General features: G+C 60.6%; 17 protein-coding genes. 8 read left to right on the forward strand and 9 right to left on the reverse strand.

What is annotated here, in order from left to right; all coding sequences use genetic code 11:
• Window positions 1-271 precede the first annotated feature (271 nt).
• Window positions 272-1,063, forward strand: a complete 792-nt coding sequence (locus tag ACQY47_RS06015) for a crotonase/enoyl-CoA hydratase family protein (protein ID WP_017136162.1) — start codon at window positions 272-274, stop codon at window positions 1,061-1,063.
• Between the two features lie 120 nt (window positions 1,064-1,183).
• On the opposite strand, the gene ACQY47_RS06020 is transcribed toward ACQY47_RS06015, so the two are convergent.
• Window positions 1,184-1,939 (reverse strand): spermidine synthase, encoded by a 756-nt coding sequence (locus tag ACQY47_RS06020; RefSeq protein WP_017136161.1) that lies wholly within the window; start codon window positions 1,937-1,939, stop codon window positions 1,184-1,186.
• Window positions 1,940-2,063: 124 nt separating this feature from the next.
• Between ACQY47_RS06020 and ACQY47_RS06025 the strand changes: the two genes are divergently transcribed.
• Window positions 2,064-3,410: a class II 3-deoxy-7-phosphoheptulonate synthase gene (locus tag ACQY47_RS06025; RefSeq protein ID WP_428556494.1), complete on the forward strand. Its 1,347-nt coding sequence runs from the start codon at window positions 2,064-2,066 to the stop codon at window positions 3,408-3,410.
• Window positions 3,411-3,506: 96 nt separating this feature from the next.
• Here ACQY47_RS06025 and ACQY47_RS06030 read toward each other — a convergent pair whose 3' ends face one another.
• Window positions 3,507-4,736 (reverse strand): winged helix-turn-helix domain-containing protein, encoded by a 1,230-nt coding sequence (locus ACQY47_RS06030; protein ID WP_428556496.1) that lies wholly within the window; start codon window positions 4,734-4,736, stop codon window positions 3,507-3,509.
• A gap of 45 nt (window positions 4,737-4,781) precedes the next feature.
• Window positions 4,782-4,988, reverse strand: a complete 207-nt coding sequence (locus ACQY47_RS06035) for a DUF1127 domain-containing protein (protein ID WP_026013616.1) — start codon at window positions 4,986-4,988, stop codon at window positions 4,782-4,784.
• A 70-nt stretch (window positions 4,989-5,058) separates the two neighbouring features.
• Here ACQY47_RS06035 and ACQY47_RS06040 point away from each other — a divergent pair, with 70 nt between their 5' ends.
• The gene (locus tag ACQY47_RS06040; RefSeq protein WP_428556499.1) at window positions 5,059-5,940 is read left to right on the forward strand and encodes a LysR family transcriptional regulator; all 882 of its coding nucleotides are present in this window, start codon (window positions 5,059-5,061) and stop codon (window positions 5,938-5,940) included.
• Here the strand turns inward: ACQY47_RS06040 and ACQY47_RS06045 are convergent.
• Window positions 5,930-6,679, reverse strand: a complete 750-nt coding sequence (locus ACQY47_RS06045; protein ID WP_065929730.1) for a sulfite exporter TauE/SafE family protein — start codon at window positions 6,677-6,679, stop codon at window positions 5,930-5,932. The genes ACQY47_RS06040 and ACQY47_RS06045 overlap by 11 nt on opposite strands.
• A 108-nt stretch (window positions 6,680-6,787) precedes the next feature.
• On the opposite strand from ACQY47_RS06045, the gene ACQY47_RS06050 reads away from it, so the two are divergent.
• From ACQY47_RS06050 to ACQY47_RS06060, 3 genes are all read left to right on the forward strand, one after another.
• The gene (locus ACQY47_RS06050; protein ID WP_058422841.1) at window positions 6,788-7,738 is read left to right on the forward strand and encodes a LysR family transcriptional regulator; all 951 of its coding nucleotides are present in this window, start codon (window positions 6,788-6,790) and stop codon (window positions 7,736-7,738) included.
• Between the two features lie 79 nt (window positions 7,739-7,817).
• Window positions 7,818-8,270 (forward strand): MarR family winged helix-turn-helix transcriptional regulator, encoded by a 453-nt coding sequence (locus ACQY47_RS06055; RefSeq protein WP_017136154.1) that lies wholly within the window; start codon window positions 7,818-7,820, stop codon window positions 8,268-8,270.
• Window positions 8,271-8,520: 250 nt separating this feature from the next.
• Window positions 8,521-8,940, forward strand: coding sequence for an organic hydroperoxide resistance protein (locus ACQY47_RS06060; protein ID WP_076017342.1), 420 nt, complete (start codon window positions 8,521-8,523; stop codon window positions 8,938-8,940).
• Between the two features lie 67 nt (window positions 8,941-9,007).
• On the opposite strand, the gene ACQY47_RS06065 is transcribed toward ACQY47_RS06060, so the two are convergent.
• Window positions 9,008-9,580, reverse strand: coding sequence for an elongation factor P (locus ACQY47_RS06065; RefSeq protein ID WP_003218698.1), 573 nt, complete (start codon window positions 9,578-9,580; stop codon window positions 9,008-9,010).
• 49 nt (window positions 9,581-9,629) lie between these two features.
• Window positions 9,630-10,763, reverse strand: a complete 1,134-nt coding sequence (gene earP, locus ACQY47_RS06070) for an elongation factor P maturation arginine rhamnosyltransferase EarP (protein ID WP_428556503.1) — start codon at window positions 10,761-10,763, stop codon at window positions 9,630-9,632.
• Window positions 10,764-10,895: 132 nt separating this feature from the next.
• Between earP and ACQY47_RS06075 the strand changes: the two genes are divergently transcribed.
• Together ACQY47_RS06075 and ACQY47_RS06080 are read left to right on the forward strand one after the other, a co-directional pair.
• Window positions 10,896-11,276 carry a hypothetical protein gene (locus ACQY47_RS06075; RefSeq protein WP_069788695.1) on the forward strand — a complete coding sequence of 127 codons (381 nt, stop codon included), beginning with the start codon at window positions 10,896-10,898 and terminating at the stop codon, window positions 11,274-11,276.
• Between the two features lie 12 nt (window positions 11,277-11,288).
• The gene (locus ACQY47_RS06080; RefSeq protein ID WP_069788694.1) at window positions 11,289-11,771 is read left to right on the forward strand and encodes a GreA/GreB family elongation factor; all 483 of its coding nucleotides are present in this window, start codon (window positions 11,289-11,291) and stop codon (window positions 11,769-11,771) included.
• Window positions 11,772-11,890: 119 nt separating this feature from the next.
• Here the strand turns inward: ACQY47_RS06080 and cysB are convergent, their stop codons facing one another.
• The 3 genes from cysB to ACQY47_RS06095 form a co-directional block, all read right to left on the reverse strand.
• A complete protein-coding gene (cysB, locus tag ACQY47_RS06085; RefSeq protein WP_003189876.1) occupies window positions 11,891-12,865 on the reverse strand; it encodes an HTH-type transcriptional regulator CysB in 975 nt (324 codons plus the stop codon).
• Between the two features lie 103 nt (window positions 12,866-12,968).
• Window positions 12,969-13,469, reverse strand: coding sequence for a universal stress protein (locus ACQY47_RS06090; protein ID WP_305458685.1), 501 nt, complete (start codon window positions 13,467-13,469; stop codon window positions 12,969-12,971).
• Window positions 13,470-13,517: 48 nt separating this feature from the next.
• Entirely contained in the window at window positions 13,518-14,435 is a 918-nt protein-coding gene (locus tag ACQY47_RS06095; protein WP_017136148.1) for a 5'-nucleotidase, read from the reverse strand.
• Window positions 14,436-14,437 lie beyond the last annotated feature (2 nt).

The raw sequence follows: 14,437 nt of genomic DNA on the forward strand, positions 1-14,437 counted from the left end.
CGTGCAGCCGAAGCTGACTTCGGGGAATTGCGCTACCTAAACGCGGCCCGGTTAAAGGCCGGCGCGCACTATACCGGAAATAGCTGAAAAAGGGAGCTTTTTTTATCCGAAAGTGCCGATATACCGCGCTGCGTCACCTTCTTTGCGTATACCCGCGCCAAGGTCTATTTTTCAAAGGCCCGGCCCTGTTGGTCACAACACTTAAACGGTTCACCTGCCCATTAAGGCCCACTGGTCTAAAACCCTACCCAAGCCCCCGAGGCCACCCCCGATGAATCAAGCCAGCAGCAGTCGCGTCAGCCGTGAATTACAGGGTCATGTCCTGCTGTTGGGACTGGATCGAGTGGCCAAGCGCAATGCCTTTGACCTGGACCTGCTCAATGAGCTGAGCCTGGCCTATGGCGAATTTGATCGAAACGACGACGCTCGCGTGGCCGTGGTATTCGCCCACGGCGAACATTTTACTGCCGGGCTGGACCTGGCCAATGTCAGTGGCGTGATGTCGGGAGGCTGGCAACCACCGTTGGGCGGCTGCGATCCGTGGGGCGTGTTTGCCGGCCCCCGCGTCAATAAACCGGTAATCGTCGCGGCCCAGGGTTACTGCCTGACCATCGGCATCGAATTGATGCTGGCGGCGGATATCAACCTCTGTGCCAGCAATACGCGCTTTGCGCAGATGGAAGTGCAGCGCGGGATTTTCCCGTTTGGCGGCGCGACCCTGCGCTTCCATCAGATCGCCGGCTGGGGCAACGCGATGCGCTGGCTGCTCACCGGCGATGAGTTCGACGCCCATGAGGCGCTGCGGCTGGGGCTGGTGCAGGAAGTGATGGCCAGTGAAGACCTGCTGCCGCGCGCCATCGAACTGGCCAGCCGCATTGCCCGCCAGGCACCGCTGGGCGTGCAGGCGACGTTGATGTCGGCGCGCCAGGCGCGCATGGAAGGTGAAGCCGTGGCGGCGGCCGGGTTGCAGGTGGTGGTGGAGAAATTGTTGAACAGTGAAGATGCCAAAGAAGGTGTGCGGGCGATGGTTGAGAAGCGGCCGGGGGTGTTCAAGGGGATTTGAGTAGGCTGTGCGGGCCTCATCGCGGGCAAGCCCGCTCCCACAGGTGGAATGCATTTCAACCGGAAAATGCTATTCAACTGTGGGAGCCGGGCTTGCCCGCGATGGCGTCAGTACAGGCAACTAGGTCGCCGGCCGAATCGCCTTGATCAACGCCTGCAACGAATACCCCAACCGCGGCGCCAACGCCTCGGCGCGGTCCGACAACGCTGCCATATCCAGTTCCTGATCCAGCTCCGATGGCACCAGCAAAATCACATTGCCCTCCTTCACCGGCAGTTCCCAGTAATGCCGGTGATACAACCCGCGCAACAACGCCGCGCCCAATGGTTTACCGTCATCGGTCGCCCACTGGTTGATCACCAGCCAGCCACCCGGGTTGAGTTTTTTCTGGCAGTTTTCCAGAAAGGTCCAGGCCAGGTGCCCGACGCCTGGGCCAACATCCGTATACAAGTCGACGAAAATCAGGTCGGCCGACTCGGCGGTATCGAGCAATTGCAACGCGTCACCAATACGGATGTACAAGCGCGGGTCGTCATCCAGCCCCAGGTACTCGATGGCCAGGCGCGGCACATCCGGGCGCAGCTCGATGGCCTCGACGTCTTCCAGCGGCAGAAACTTGAGGCACGCCTGGGTCAGCGTACCGGCGCCCAGGCCGAGGAACAGCGCGCTTTCCGGTTGCTCATGGCACAACGCGCCAATCAACATCGCGCGGGTGTAGTCGTACTCGAGCCAGCTCGGGTCGGCGGTAAACACGCAGCTTTGCTCGATGGCATCGCCAAACTCGAGAAAACGGTAATCGGCCACTTCGAGCACACGAATCATGCCGAAATCATCATGGACTTCAGCCAGCAGGCGCTCGACACGCTCCTCGCTCATCACTACTCCTAAAGGGTTTACCGCACGGCAAAGGCGCGATTGTCGGCCAAGCGGCGGCAACAGGTCACGCACTAATTGCTGCTAACATTGGCGCCCGACCGTCAATCAACCTATCGAGTTCATGATGAGCCAACCCTGGAGCCCCGACAGCTGGCGCGCCCTGCCGATCCAGCAACAACCCCAGTACCCGGACGCTGCGCACTTGCTGCAAGTGGAGCACAGCCTGGCCAGCTACCCGCCACTGGTATTTGCCGGGGAAGCACGCGAATTGCGCCGTCAGTTTGCCGAAGTGACCCAGGGCCGCGCCTTCCTGTTGCAAGGTGGTGACTGCGCCGAAAGCTTTGCCGAGTTTTCTGCTGCAAAAATCCGCGACACCTTCAAAGTACTGTTGCAGATGGCGATCGTGATGACCTTCGCCGCCGGTTGCCCGGTGGTCAAGGTTGGACGCATGGCCGGCCAGTTTGCCAAGCCGCGTTCGGCCAACGATGAAACCATCGACGGCGTCACCCTGCCCGCCTACCGGGGCGATATCGTCAACGGTATCGGCTTCGACGAAAAGAGCCGCGTGCCAGACCCGGACCGCCTGCTGCAGTCCTACCACCAGTCCACTGCCACCCTGAATTTGCTGCGCGCGTTTGCCCAGGGCGGGTTTGCCGACCTGCACCAAGTGCACAAGTGGAACCTGGACTTTATCGCCAACTCCGCGCTGGCCGAAAAATACAGCCAACTGGCCGACCGCATCGACGAAACCCTGGCGTTCATGCGCGCCTGCGGTATGGACAGCTCGCCGCAATTGCGCGAAACCAGCTTCTTCACCGCCCACGAAGCGCTGCTGCTGAACTATGAACAGGCCTTCGTGCGCCGCGACAGCCTGACCAACGACTACTACGACTGCTCGGCCCATATGCTTTGGATCGGCGACCGCACCCGTCAGCTGGACGGTGCCCACGTCGAGTTCCTGCGCGGGGTCAACAACCCGATCGGGGTCAAGGTCGGCCCGAGCATGAAGCCTGAGGACCTGATCCGCCTGATCGACATCCTCAACCCGGACAACGACCCAGGCCGCCTCAACCTGATTGCGCGCATGGGCGCCGGCAAGGTCGGCGACCACCTGCCCAACCTGATTCGTGCAGTACAGCGCGAGGGCAAGCAGGTGCTGTGGAGTTCGGACCCGATGCACGGCAACACCATCAAGGCCAGCAGCGGCTACAAGACCCGCGACTTTGCGCAGATTCTTGGCGAGGTGAAGGAGTTCTTCCAGGTGCACCAGGCCGAGGGCAGCTATGCCGGCGGGATCCATATCGAGATGACCGGGCAGAACGTCACCGAATGCATTGGCGGCGCGCGGCCGATTACCGAAGATGGCTTGTCTGACCGTTATCACACGCATTGCGACCCACGGATGAATGCCGATCAGTCGCTGGAATTGGCGTTTTTGATTGCCGAGACGTTGAAGCAAGTCAAACGCTGAGATTTTAGTTGCCTGGGCCGACGCCATCGCGGGCAAGCCCGCTCCCACAGGGGAATGCAATTTTTATGTGGGAGCGGGCTTGCCCGCGATGGCGTCCTAAAGTTCAACACCCAAGCTGAGCATCGCCACCCGAAGCCGCGCCGCACTCGGCCGCTGGCAGTTGAGCTGCACCTGCTCCAACCCAAGCCAGTCCGCCATCTGCCGCAGAATCAGGGCCAACGCCTGCATCCCTTCCTCATCCAGCCCCGGTTCTTCCTCGTGCACCGCGTGCACCGCCAGGCGCCCATTGGCGCGTTCGGCGCGCAGGTCAACCCGCGCGGCAATCCGCTCATTGTGCAAAAACGGCAGCACGTAGTAGCCATACACCCGTTTGTGTTGCGGGGTGTAGATCTCCAGCCGGTAACGAAAATCGAACAGACGCTCGGTGCGGCTGCGCTCCCAGATCAATGAATCGAACGGCGAGAGCAAGGCGCTTGCGGGCACTTTGCGTGGCACTTTGGGTTCAGGCACGCAGTAAGCCGCCTGCTTCCAGCCTTGCACCTGGCACACCTGCAACTGCCCATCCTCGACCAACTCGGCCAGGCGGCCACGGCTGTCGGCGGGGTCCAGGCGGAAATAGTCGCGCAGGTCTTTTTCGGTGGCGACGCCCAATGCAGTCGCGCTGTGCAGCAGCAAACCGCGCTGAGCCTCGGCTTCGCTCACAGACGCTTGAAGAATATCGGCGGGAATGACCCGTTCCGGCAAATCATAAAGCCGCTCAAAACCGCGCCGCCCCGCGACAGTGACCAAACCGGCAGCGAACAGCCATTCCAGTGCGTGTTTTTCCTCACTCCAATCCCACCAGGGGCCGGCACGCTCCTCGCGGGTCGACAAGCTGCCCGCGCCCAATGCGCCTTGCTGCTCGACGGTGTGCAGCACGCGCTGAATGGTGGCCTGCTGCTCACGCCCAAAGCGCGCCATCTGCGAATAGATGCCCTGCCCCAACTTCGCCCGCTCCATGCGCCAGCGCATCAACGGGTACAGCGCCATGGGCAGCAAGGAGGCCTCATGGCCCCAATACTCAAACAACGAGCGGCGCCGGCCCTGGCTCCAGGCAGCGTGTTCAAGGATCAACGGGGAGTAATGGCCCAGGCGCGAAAACAGCGGCAGGTAATGCGAACGCACCACGGCGTTGACCGAATCGATCTGCAATACACCCAACCGCTCAATCAAACGGTTGAGGTGCGCAGCCTTGATCAATGCTGGCGCTTGGCGCCCGGAAAATCCCTGGGCCACCAGCGCCATGCGGCGCGCTTGCTTGAGGGAAAACGACAGGTCGACGGGCATGGGTCTCTCCGTGTGAGCTCGCCGACCACCCTACTGCATCCTGGCTTATTTTCGCAGCGGGTCTTGCCAGAAATGCAGATGACGCTCCTGCTCGACATCGCTGCGGTTAAGCCCAATATCCTTAAGCGCTTCATCGCTCAAGCTTGCCAGGGCATGGCGCTCCTCATGCAGCGCCTGCCAGCGGGCAATGCTGCGAAGCAGCACGGAAAACGGGCGCTTGCCCAGCAACACAAAACCTTTCTGACCTTTCATCTTCTCGCCCTCCAGTGGGGATGGCGCAAGTGTGTGCCTGGCCTTATGATCAATCCAACGAATGTTTCTTATGCAATACATCTCTGAGATTGATCAATTGTCCAGCTACCCAAGCATTGACACCGACGTACTGCGCACCTTCGTCGCCATCGCCGACCAGGGCGGCTTTACCCGCGCCGGCGAGTTGGTCAACCGCACGCAATCGGCGGTGAGCATGCAGATGAAGCGGCTGGAAGAAGACGTGCTGCAACGCAAGTTGTTCGAGCGCGATGGCCGCCAAGTAAGGCTCACGCCGGAAGGCGAGGTATTACTGGGTTATGCACGGCGCATCCTGAAACTGCACAGTGAAGTGTTCAACACCTTGCGCGAGCCACATATGGTGGGATTGGTGCGCATCGGCACGCCGGATGACTACGTGATGCGTTTTCTGCCGGGCATTCTCAAACAGTTTTCCAAGGCCTACCCACTGATCCAGATCGAGATGCACTGCGAGTCGTCATCGGTGTTGATGCAGCGCAGAGACTTGGCGCTGACCGTCATCAGCCGTGAACCCGGCAAGGAAATCGGCGAGTTGTTGCGCACCGAGCGCATGGTGTGGGCGGCCGCGCCGTGCTTCTGCGTGGACGAGCACGAGGCACTGCCCCTGGCCGGTTCCGGTACTGACTGCCTCTACTACCAGTGGACCCGTGCAGCGCTGGATGCGGCCGGGCGTGATTATCGCATGGCCTACCACAGCTCTAATGTGGCGGCGATCCAGGCGGTGGTTAACGCTGGCCTGGCAGTGATGGTGTGCATGGAAAGCCTGGTGACCGACGACTTGCGAATCCTGAGCAGCGACGAAGGCTTCCCGCCACTGCCCTCGATGAACCTGCACTTGTTACGCAACCCGGCAATGACCTCGCCGATCACCGAATGCCTGGCGCAATACATCGTCGAAGGCTTCAGACTTTAAAGGTCAACATCACCGCACACACCGCCAGGAAAGCGCAGAACAGCCCGCGCAACACACGCTCCGGCAACGCATGGGCGACTTTCACGCCCCAACTGATGCTCAGCAGGCCACCCACCGCCAGCGGCACGCCGATCATCCAGTCCACCTCATGGTGCCAGGCGTAGGTGACCAGCGTCACACTGGTGCTGGGCAATGCCAGGGCCAGCGACAAGCCTTGCGCAACCACTTGGGTGGTGCCGAACAGGCTGGTCAGTACCGGCGTGGCAACCACCGCGCCGCCCACGCCGAACAAGCCGCCCATGGAACCGGACGCAGCACCCAGCACACCAAGCCATGGCCAGGAATAACGCATTTGCGCAGTCGGCGGTGCGTTGCGGGTGAACAGGCGCAGCAGGTTGTACGCCGCCAGCGTCAGCAAGAACGCGATGAAGCCGATGCGCATGGCCCCGGCGTCCAGGCCCACCGCCCAGATCGAACCCAGCCAGGCAAAGCTGAAGCCCATGACCCCCAGCGGCAGCGCGTGACGCAATTCAATCCGGTTGCGTTGGTGGTAACGCCACAAGGCCAGCATCACGTTGGGCACGACCATCACCAAGGCCGTGCCTTGGGCAATCTGTTGATCCAGGCCGAACAACACGCCCAGTACCGGAATTGCGATCAGCCCGCCACCAATGCCAAACAAGCCGCCGACCGTACCGAGCGCCGCGCCCAATACCAGATACATCGCCAAATCCATCACCGCTCACCACTCCAGAAGCCCAGGCCTTGCATGCTACGCAGTCGGCTATAGCGTGGAAACGCACAGCAACGCACAATGGCTGTGCCAATCTCGCATAAGCGCACGCCCATGAACCCCAACACTCTGACCGAGCAACTGAGCCTGTTTCTGGATGTATTGGAGACCGGCAGTTTTTCCGCCGCCGCGCGCCGCCACCCACTGACACCCTCGGCGGTAGCGCGGCGCATCGACAGCCTGGAAAGCTCGGTGGGCAGCCGCCTGTTCCAGCGCAGCACCCACGCGGTGCTGCCCACGCCGGCGGGCCTGGCCTTCGCCGAGCGGGCGCGGCGGATCGTCAGCGAATTGCAACTGGCCCGTGCCGAAGCCGTGTCCTTGAGCCATGCGCCGGAAGGCTTGATCCGGGTGGACGCCCCGGCCGCCTTTGGTCGACGGCACTTGGCGCCGGTAATTGCCGACTTTTTGAATGTGTACCCTGGGCTCGATGTGCACCTGCACTTGATCGACAGCTTTGTCGATATGCAGGGCGCGCACCTGGGCAAAGTCGATTTGGTGCTGCGCGCCGGGCATATCGTTGACACTCGCCTGGTGGCCACTCCCCTGGCGAGCATTGTGCGCATCGCCTGTGCCAGCCCGGCATACCTCAAAAGCCATGGCACGCCCAGCCACCCACGCGAGCTGAGCGAGCACGATGGCCTGGACTGGGACGGCCTGGCGCCGATGTTCGCGTGGCGCTTCGAACTGGACGGGCGCCGCACCCTCTACCGGCCGCGGCGTATCCGCATGAGCGCCAACAACGCCGAAGCCCTACTGTCTGGCGCCCTTGCCGGGCTGGGTATCGCCCACCTGCCCACGTGGCTGGCCAGCGAATACCTGGTGCGCGGCGAGTTGCTGCCGCTGTTTTGCGAAAACGGCCTGCCCAGCCCGGAAACCGCTGGCATCTACGCGTTGCGCCTGGAACAGCAACCGAATGCGCGCAGCCGTTTGCTGCTGGAATACCTCAAATCGCGTTTCAGCCCTGTGCCGCCATGGGATCTGGCGCTGCAAAGCGGCCTGGTCTGACCGCTGCGCCAGAATTATCTGGCGCATTAAAGGTTTGCCCGCTAGATTCCTGGGCATACACGCTTTTTAAGGCAGCACCATGAGTAAAAATCCCAACCCGTGCGAAAACCTGATGCTGGACAACCAGCTGTGTTTCGCCCTGCACTCCACCTCGTTGCTGATGACCAAAGTCTACAAGCCGCTGCTACAAGCCCTCGGCCTGACCTACCCGCAGTACTTGGCCATGATGGTGCTGTGGGAAGAGGATGGCTTGACCGTCGGCGAAATCAGCCACCGCTTGCTCACCGACCCGGGCTCCCTCACGCCATTGCTCAAACGCCTGGAAGCCGAAGGCCTGCTCAGCCGCACCCGCAAGCGTGAAGATGAGCGGGTGGTGGTGGTGGAACTGACCGAAGCGGGACGTGCCTTGCAGGAAAAGGCGATGGGGATTCCGCAGTGCATTCTGGGAGCGAGCGGTATGCAGCTTGAGCAGTTGCGCAAGCTGCAGGCGGATCTGATTGCGTTGCGTAGTAATTTGCAGGGCGCTGTCTGACGCGATTTTCCAAACACTAAAAATCTGAATGTGGGAGCGGGCTTGCCCGCGATAGCGGTGTGTCAGTCGCCAGATGTGCTAACTGATTCACCGCCATCGCGGGCAAGCCCGCTCCCACATTTTGGGATTTTTGTACTCAACAAAACATTTTTTATATTTATCTTGCGCGCTAAATATTAGCGCTATATATTCGCCTCACCAACTACTTAGCGCGCAAACATTTAGCGCTAAACCACAAGAGGACGACACCATGCAAACGCTCTATACCGCAGTAGCCACCGCCACCGGCGGCCGTGATGGTCGCGCTGTTTCCAGCGACAACATCCTCGACGTCAAACTCTCCACCCCAAAAGAATTGGGCGGCGCTGGCGGCCAGGCCACCAACCCCGAGCAACTGTTCGCCGCCGGCTATTCGGCCTGCTTTATCGGCGCGCTGAAATTCGTCGCCAGCCAGACAAAACGCAAAATCCCGGATGACGCCTCGATCACCGCCCACGTCGGCATCGGCCAAATCCCCGGCGGTTTCGGCCTGGATATCGACCTGCACGTCAGCCTGCCGGGCCTGGCACAAGACGAGGCGCAAAGCCTGGTCGACGCCGCGCACCAGGTCTGCCCGTACTCCAACGCCACCCGTGGCAACGTCGATGTGCGCCTGCACGTGACGGTCTGATTTACACACGCGCACAAAAAAGCCCGACGCCAGGTCGGGCTTTTTTTGTCGTAGGGTTTGGCCAGAATTACTTCTTGGCGCGACCTTTGTACGAACCACCTTCACGGGTGTCGATCTCGATCAGGTCGTCGATTTCGATGAAATCAGCAACCTGCAGCTCGGTACCGTTAGCCAGTTTGGCAGGCTTCATCACCTTGCCCGAAGTGTCGCCGCGAGCGGAACCTTCGGTGTAGGCAACTTTACGCACGATGGTGGTCGGCAGCTCTACGGAAACCAGACGGTCTTCGAAGAAGATCGCTTCGCAGACGTCTTCCATGCCTTCTTCCACGAACGGCAGAACGGCTTCGATATCTTCAGCGTTCAGCTCGTACATGGTGTAGTCGGTGGTGTCCATGAACGTGTAGGTGTCGCCGCTGATGAAGGACAGGGTCGCTTCTTTGCGGTCGAGGATCACGTCGTCCAGTTTGTCATCGGCGCTGTAGACGATCTCGGTCTTGTAACCGGTCAGCAGGTTCTTCAGCTTGGTCTTCATGATTGCGCTGTTACGACCAGACTTGGTGAACTCAGCTTTCTGAACCAGCCAAGGGTCGTTTTCGAGACGGATCACTGTACCGGGTTTCAGTTCTTTACCAGTTTTCATTGCATATATCCGAAATTTGGATGGGATTTACAAAATTCAAGGTGGCGTATCATATCCAACTTTCATAAAACTGTACCAGCGCCGTCGCAAGATCGGCCTGCAAGCCTTGTTCCAGACACCAGGTTTGCGCGTGCAGGTGTACCTCCGGCCAGTGTTCCATGAGCATTTTCCACGCTTGTGCCATATCGCCATCAGCGTTCCAGGCTTGCCACAGGGTCACCACAGCGACCTTGGCGGCGGGCGACAACGCGGCGGTGTACAGCGCCAGAAAGGCGTCGAGCTTGTCCAGGTGGATGTCTTCGTCCTGGCGGTAGATGTGCCACAGCAACGGCCGCCCCGCCCATTGGGCACGCACGAATGAGTCTTCGCCGCGCACGGCGTTGAAGTCGCAGCACCACAGCAGGCGGTCATATTGTTCCTGGCGCACGAACGGCAGCACCTGCACGGTCAGCGCCTCGCGTTGATGCACATCGCCCACCGCCAGCGCCTCGACACCGAGCCAGCGCTGCACGTCGCCGAGGATGCGGCCTTCCGGCACCAACAGATGAGTGGCATGCCCATCCGTCGCCAACACGTCCAGCCAGCTGGCGAGCCCGGCATTTTCATAGGCAAACAACGACATCAGCCGCGCACCGGCTGCCGGAACGACGCCTATCGACTGCAGGAATTGTTGTCGCGCTGCGCCGTCATGCTGAAATGCCTGACGCTGCTCCAACAGCCCGCCTTCACGCAAAAGCCCGCCCGTGCCCGGACGAAACCCCGGAAAGAAGAAGTACTTTTGCACGCCCTTGAACTTCACCGACGGCAGACGGTGGCAACCCACCACCCAGTCTTCGGCGCTGAGGTAATCCAGGTTCATCCACAACGGCGTGCGTTCGCGCGCGGCCATGGCCTCCATATAATCGGGCGGCAACTGGCAAGCGAAGGCGGCGATCACAACGTCGGCGGGTGGCGTCTGCGGCCAGTCGGCCGGCCAGTGACGCACTTCAACGCCTTCCTGCCATTGCTGATCGCGCTGCACCTCGATTTCGGGGCACATGCGCTCGAAGGCGCGCAGGTCGTCGACCCATAAGCGCACTTCGCACCCGTGCTCAACCACCAACTGCCGGGCCAGGCGCCAGGTCACGCCGATGTCGCCGTAGTTGTCGACGACGCTGCAAAAAATATCCCAGCGGGCTTTCATTCCGGGCTCCAACATTCAAAGGCTCGATTGTCCGCATAAATGCACCGATGCAGAAGGCTTGATCGCGATTATTCTGCACAGTGGCTGTGCGACAATCGCCGCCACGCCGTCAATGCCTGCCAGGAGGCCAACATGTCCGAACGTCCGTTGTCGCTGTTCAAGCTCAGTGCTGCCGTGGCCTTTGGCCTGTGGCTGGGGTTTATCGCCATTGTGCTGACCGCCTGGCTGGCCTCGCGCTACCTGTTCCCGCAAAGCCTCGCACCCGTGGCTCAAGCGGTTCAACAAGCCGTTCAACAGATGGGCAAACCGGCCGCTGTGGCGCCGGAGCCGCCGAACCGTATGTTCGAGCAATACACCGAGAACCTGCGCAAGCAGGAACAACAACAAACCCTGGACCAGGCGCGCAACAATGCGCGCAACCTGTCCAACCCCAAATGCCAGTTCTGGCTGCAACAAGACCAGAACGCGCCCAATGAAAAGAGCAAGGCGAATGTCCTGCAATTTTGCGAATGACCCAGCACACTCATGAATAAACATGCCGTTCACCAGTTGATCCTGGAAAAACTCAGCGTCGACCTCGACATCGCTCAGCGTGCCGCACAGACCGCCTACGAAACCGCGACCCACGAAGAAAACATCGCGGAGAACAAGTACGACACCTTGGGGCTGGAAGCTTCCTACCTCGCGGCCGGGCAAGCCAAACGCGTCGAAGAGATCAAGCAAGCGCTGGCGTTGTGCCAGAACCTGCAACTACGCGCCTACGATGATCAACGCGGGATTGAGGTCGGCACGCTACTGGGCCTGGAGGACGAGAACAGCCGCCAGCAGTGGCTGTTCCTGGCGCCGGATGCGGCAGGCTTGAAAGTCGATGTGGTGGGCCAGCCGGTGACCGTCATCACCCCGCGCTCGCCCCTGGGCAAAAGCCTGCTGGGCAAGTTCGAGGGTGATGAGGTGGAGATTCTGGTGGCGGGCGCCCGGCAACACTTCACGGTTACCGAGGCCAAATAAACCACTCCTGTGGCGAGGGAGCTTGCTCCCGCTGGGGTGCGTAGCAGCCCCAAAAAACTTGCGGGCGCTACGCACCCGAGCGGGAGCAAGCTCCCTCACCACACCTGCAATAATCAATATCAGTGGACGGGCAATTCAACGCCGTCAAACAGCTCTTCCAGTTCCTGCTTGTTATGGCACTGGATCGCCTTGGCCATGACTTCACGGGTCAGGTGCGGTGCAAACTTCTCGATGAAGTCGCACATGAAACCACGCAGGAAGGTGCCACGGCGGAAGCCGATCTTGGTCACGCTGGACTCGAACAATTCGCTGGCGTCGAGCACGACCAGGTCTTTATCGAGGTTGGTGTCGACCGCCATCTTGGCGACGATACCCACACCCAGGCCCAGGCGCACGTAGGTCTTGATCACGTCGGCGTCAGCGGCGGTGAACACCACTTTCGGCGTGAGGCCGCGATGGCTGAAGGCTTCATCGAGCTTGGAGCGGCCGGTAAAGCCGAACACATAAGTGACGATCGGGTATTCAGCCAGGGCTTCGAGGGTCAGCTTCGGCAGCTTGGCCAACGGGTGGCCCTGGGGCACGACCACGCAACGGTTCCAGCGGTAGCACGGCATCATCACCAGGTCGCCGAACAGCTCAAGGGCTTCGGTGGCGATGGCAAAATCGACGGTGCCGTCAGCGGCCATCTCGGCGATCTGCATCGGCGAACCCTGGTGCATGTGCAGGGCCACATCGGGGTATTGCTTGATGAAATCGCGGATCACCGGCGGCAAGGCATAACGCGCCTGGGTGTGGGTGGTGGCGATCGACAGGGTGCCTTTCTTCTCGTTGGAGAATTCCTGGGCGATCTGCTTGATGCTTTCGACTTTGCGCAGGATCTCGCCGGCGGTGGTGATAATGCGCTCACCGGCCGGGGTCACACGGGTCAGGTGTTTGCCGCTGCGCGCGAATACTTCGACGCCCAGCTCGTCTTCGAGCAGGCGGATCTGCTTGCTGATACCGGGTTGCGAGGTGTAAAGGCTTTGAGCGGTTGCGGAAACGTTGAGGTCGTGGTGCGCCACTTCCCAGATGTAGCGCAGTTGTTGAAGCTTCATATATGTCCCTCAAAGCGGATAGACGCCACGGGTATCAGCGACGGTATATAACTATATTAAAGGTCAGACAGATAAATCTAGAACTTTTTATCGTTTTTACCAATCACGCGTCATCACTGCGTCGACGCTGCAGCGACGGCACCATGTAAACCGGCACTGTGGCCAGTTGCAGCACCCGCGCCGCCGTGCGCCCAAGCGGTGTGGCGGCCGCGGTTGCGTGGCTATGACTACCTACGATCAACAGGTCCACGGAAAGTTTACGCAGCTCATCGAGAATCACCTCGCACGGGTCCCCCTGGATCACGCGCACCGAGCGAATCAACTGCAGGTCTTGCTCGCCCTCCCCCAACTCCTCGCGGAAACTGTCGAGCACCCGTTGCTCGATGGTCGCCATCACCGTGTTCAGGCCCTGGCTCTGCCATTCACTCAGGGCCTTCTCATCAAGGTAGCTTTGCAACACCGATTCGGCGAACAACCCGATCGGCTCGACCACATGAATCACATACAAATCCGCCTTGAACGTCCGGGCCAGCGCCAGCGCATGTTGCATGACATACGGCGCATACAGACCGAGGTCCGTGGCATACAACATCGAACGAATCATAGAACCTCCTGGACTGCCAGGATGGCGGGGATTGATTGAGCTTAGCAGCTAGCTCTCGGTCTGGATTTTCAACTCATTGCTGATGCCATGGGGCACATGCCCGGTGGTCACCACCTCCCTGGCTTTCTCACAATGACCGGCCTGGTCATCGAAAAACACATCGGCGGCGAACGCCTCCAAAAACGCGGATTTCTCCAGGCCGCCAAGGAACAGTGACTCATCCAGGCGGATGTCCCATTCGCGCAAGGTGCGAATCACCCGCTCATGGGACGGCGCCGAACGCGCGGTGACCAGGGCGGTGCGGATCGGGCAGGCGTCGTCCGCGAACTCGCGCTGCAACAGGTTGAGCGCCGCCAGGAAGCCCTTGAACGGACCGCCGTGCAAAGGCTCGCGTGCCGACTCGCGCTCGCTGGCATGAAACGCCTCTATCCCACCGACCTGATACACGCGCTCCGACTCATCGGAAAACAGCACCGCATCGCCGTCGAACGCAATGCGCAGTTCTTCACTCGATGCCCGGCGCGCGCCGCCGGACAGAATCGTCGCCGCAGCAAAACCAGCATCCAGGGCGCTGCGCACATCTTCAGCGTGGGTCGACAAAAACAAATGACAACCAAACGCGGCCAAATAAGGATATGGACTACGCCCTCCTACGAAAGCGGCGCGGGAAATATCCAGGCCGTAATGCTGGATCGAATTGAACACGCGCAAACCGGTGTCGGCGCTGTTGCGTGACACCAACACCACTTCGACGCGGGCACGCCCGAGGCTGGCGTTAAGGCTAAGGAGCTTTTTGACCAGCGGGAAGGCGTCGCCGGGTTCGAGGGTTTCTTCCTCGTGTTCGATCTGGTATTTGCGATACGCCTCCACCCCTTCGTTCAGGTAGATCTTGTGGCTGTCGCTCAGGTCGAACAGTGCCCGCGACGAAATCGCCAGCACCAGTTTGTCGCCCAATCCTTTCGCCATAG

It is taken from the genome of Pseudomonas edaphica, assembly GCF_965277385.1.
Lineage (GTDB): Bacteria > Pseudomonadota > Gammaproteobacteria > Pseudomonadales > Pseudomonadaceae > Aquipseudomonas > Aquipseudomonas edaphica.

Bases quoted from the DNA above. Each gene is read 5' to 3' on its own strand.
- ACQY47_RS06015 (WP_017136162.1), top strand. From the start codon at position 272: ATGAATCAAGCCAGCAGCAGTCGCGTCAGCCGTGAATTACAGGGTCAT.
- ACQY47_RS06020 (WP_017136161.1), bottom strand. From the start codon at position 1,939: ATGAGCGAGGAGCGTGTCGAGCGCCTGCTGGCTGAAGTCCATGATGAT.
- ACQY47_RS06025 (WP_428556494.1), top strand. From the start codon at position 2,064: ATGAGCCAACCCTGGAGCCCCGACAGCTGGCGCGCCCTGCCGATCCAG.
- ACQY47_RS06030 (WP_428556496.1), bottom strand. From the start codon at position 4,736: ATGCCCGTCGACCTGTCGTTTTCCCTCAAGCAAGCGCGCCGCATGGCG.
- ACQY47_RS06035 (WP_026013616.1), bottom strand. From the start codon at position 4,988: ATGAAAGGTCAGAAAGGTTTTGTGTTGCTGGGCAAGCGCCCGTTTTCC.
- ACQY47_RS06040 (WP_428556499.1), top strand. From the start codon at position 5,059: ATGCAATACATCTCTGAGATTGATCAATTGTCCAGCTACCCAAGCATT.
- ACQY47_RS06050 (WP_058422841.1), top strand. From the start codon at position 6,788: ATGAACCCCAACACTCTGACCGAGCAACTGAGCCTGTTTCTGGATGTA.
- ACQY47_RS06055 (WP_017136154.1), top strand. From the start codon at position 7,818: ATGAGTAAAAATCCCAACCCGTGCGAAAACCTGATGCTGGACAACCAG.
- ACQY47_RS06060 (WP_076017342.1), top strand. From the start codon at position 8,521: ATGCAAACGCTCTATACCGCAGTAGCCACCGCCACCGGCGGCCGTGAT.
- ACQY47_RS06065 (WP_003218698.1), bottom strand. From the start codon at position 9,580: ATGAAAACTGGTAAAGAACTGAAACCCGGTACAGTGATCCGTCTCGAA.
- earP (WP_428556503.1), bottom strand. From the start codon at position 10,763: ATGAAAGCCCGCTGGGATATTTTTTGCAGCGTCGTCGACAACTACGGC.
- ACQY47_RS06075 (WP_069788695.1), top strand. From the start codon at position 10,896: ATGTCCGAACGTCCGTTGTCGCTGTTCAAGCTCAGTGCTGCCGTGGCC.
- ACQY47_RS06080 (WP_069788694.1), top strand. From the start codon at position 11,289: ATGAATAAACATGCCGTTCACCAGTTGATCCTGGAAAAACTCAGCGTC.
- cysB (WP_003189876.1), bottom strand. From the start codon at position 12,865: ATGAAGCTTCAACAACTGCGCTACATCTGGGAAGTGGCGCACCACGAC.
- ACQY47_RS06090 (WP_305458685.1), bottom strand. From the start codon at position 13,469: ATGATTCGTTCGATGTTGTATGCCACGGACCTCGGTCTGTATGCGCCG.
- ACQY47_RS06095 (WP_017136148.1), bottom strand. From the start codon at position 14,435: ATGGCGAAAGGATTGGGCGACAAACTGGTGCTGGCGATTTCGTCGCGG.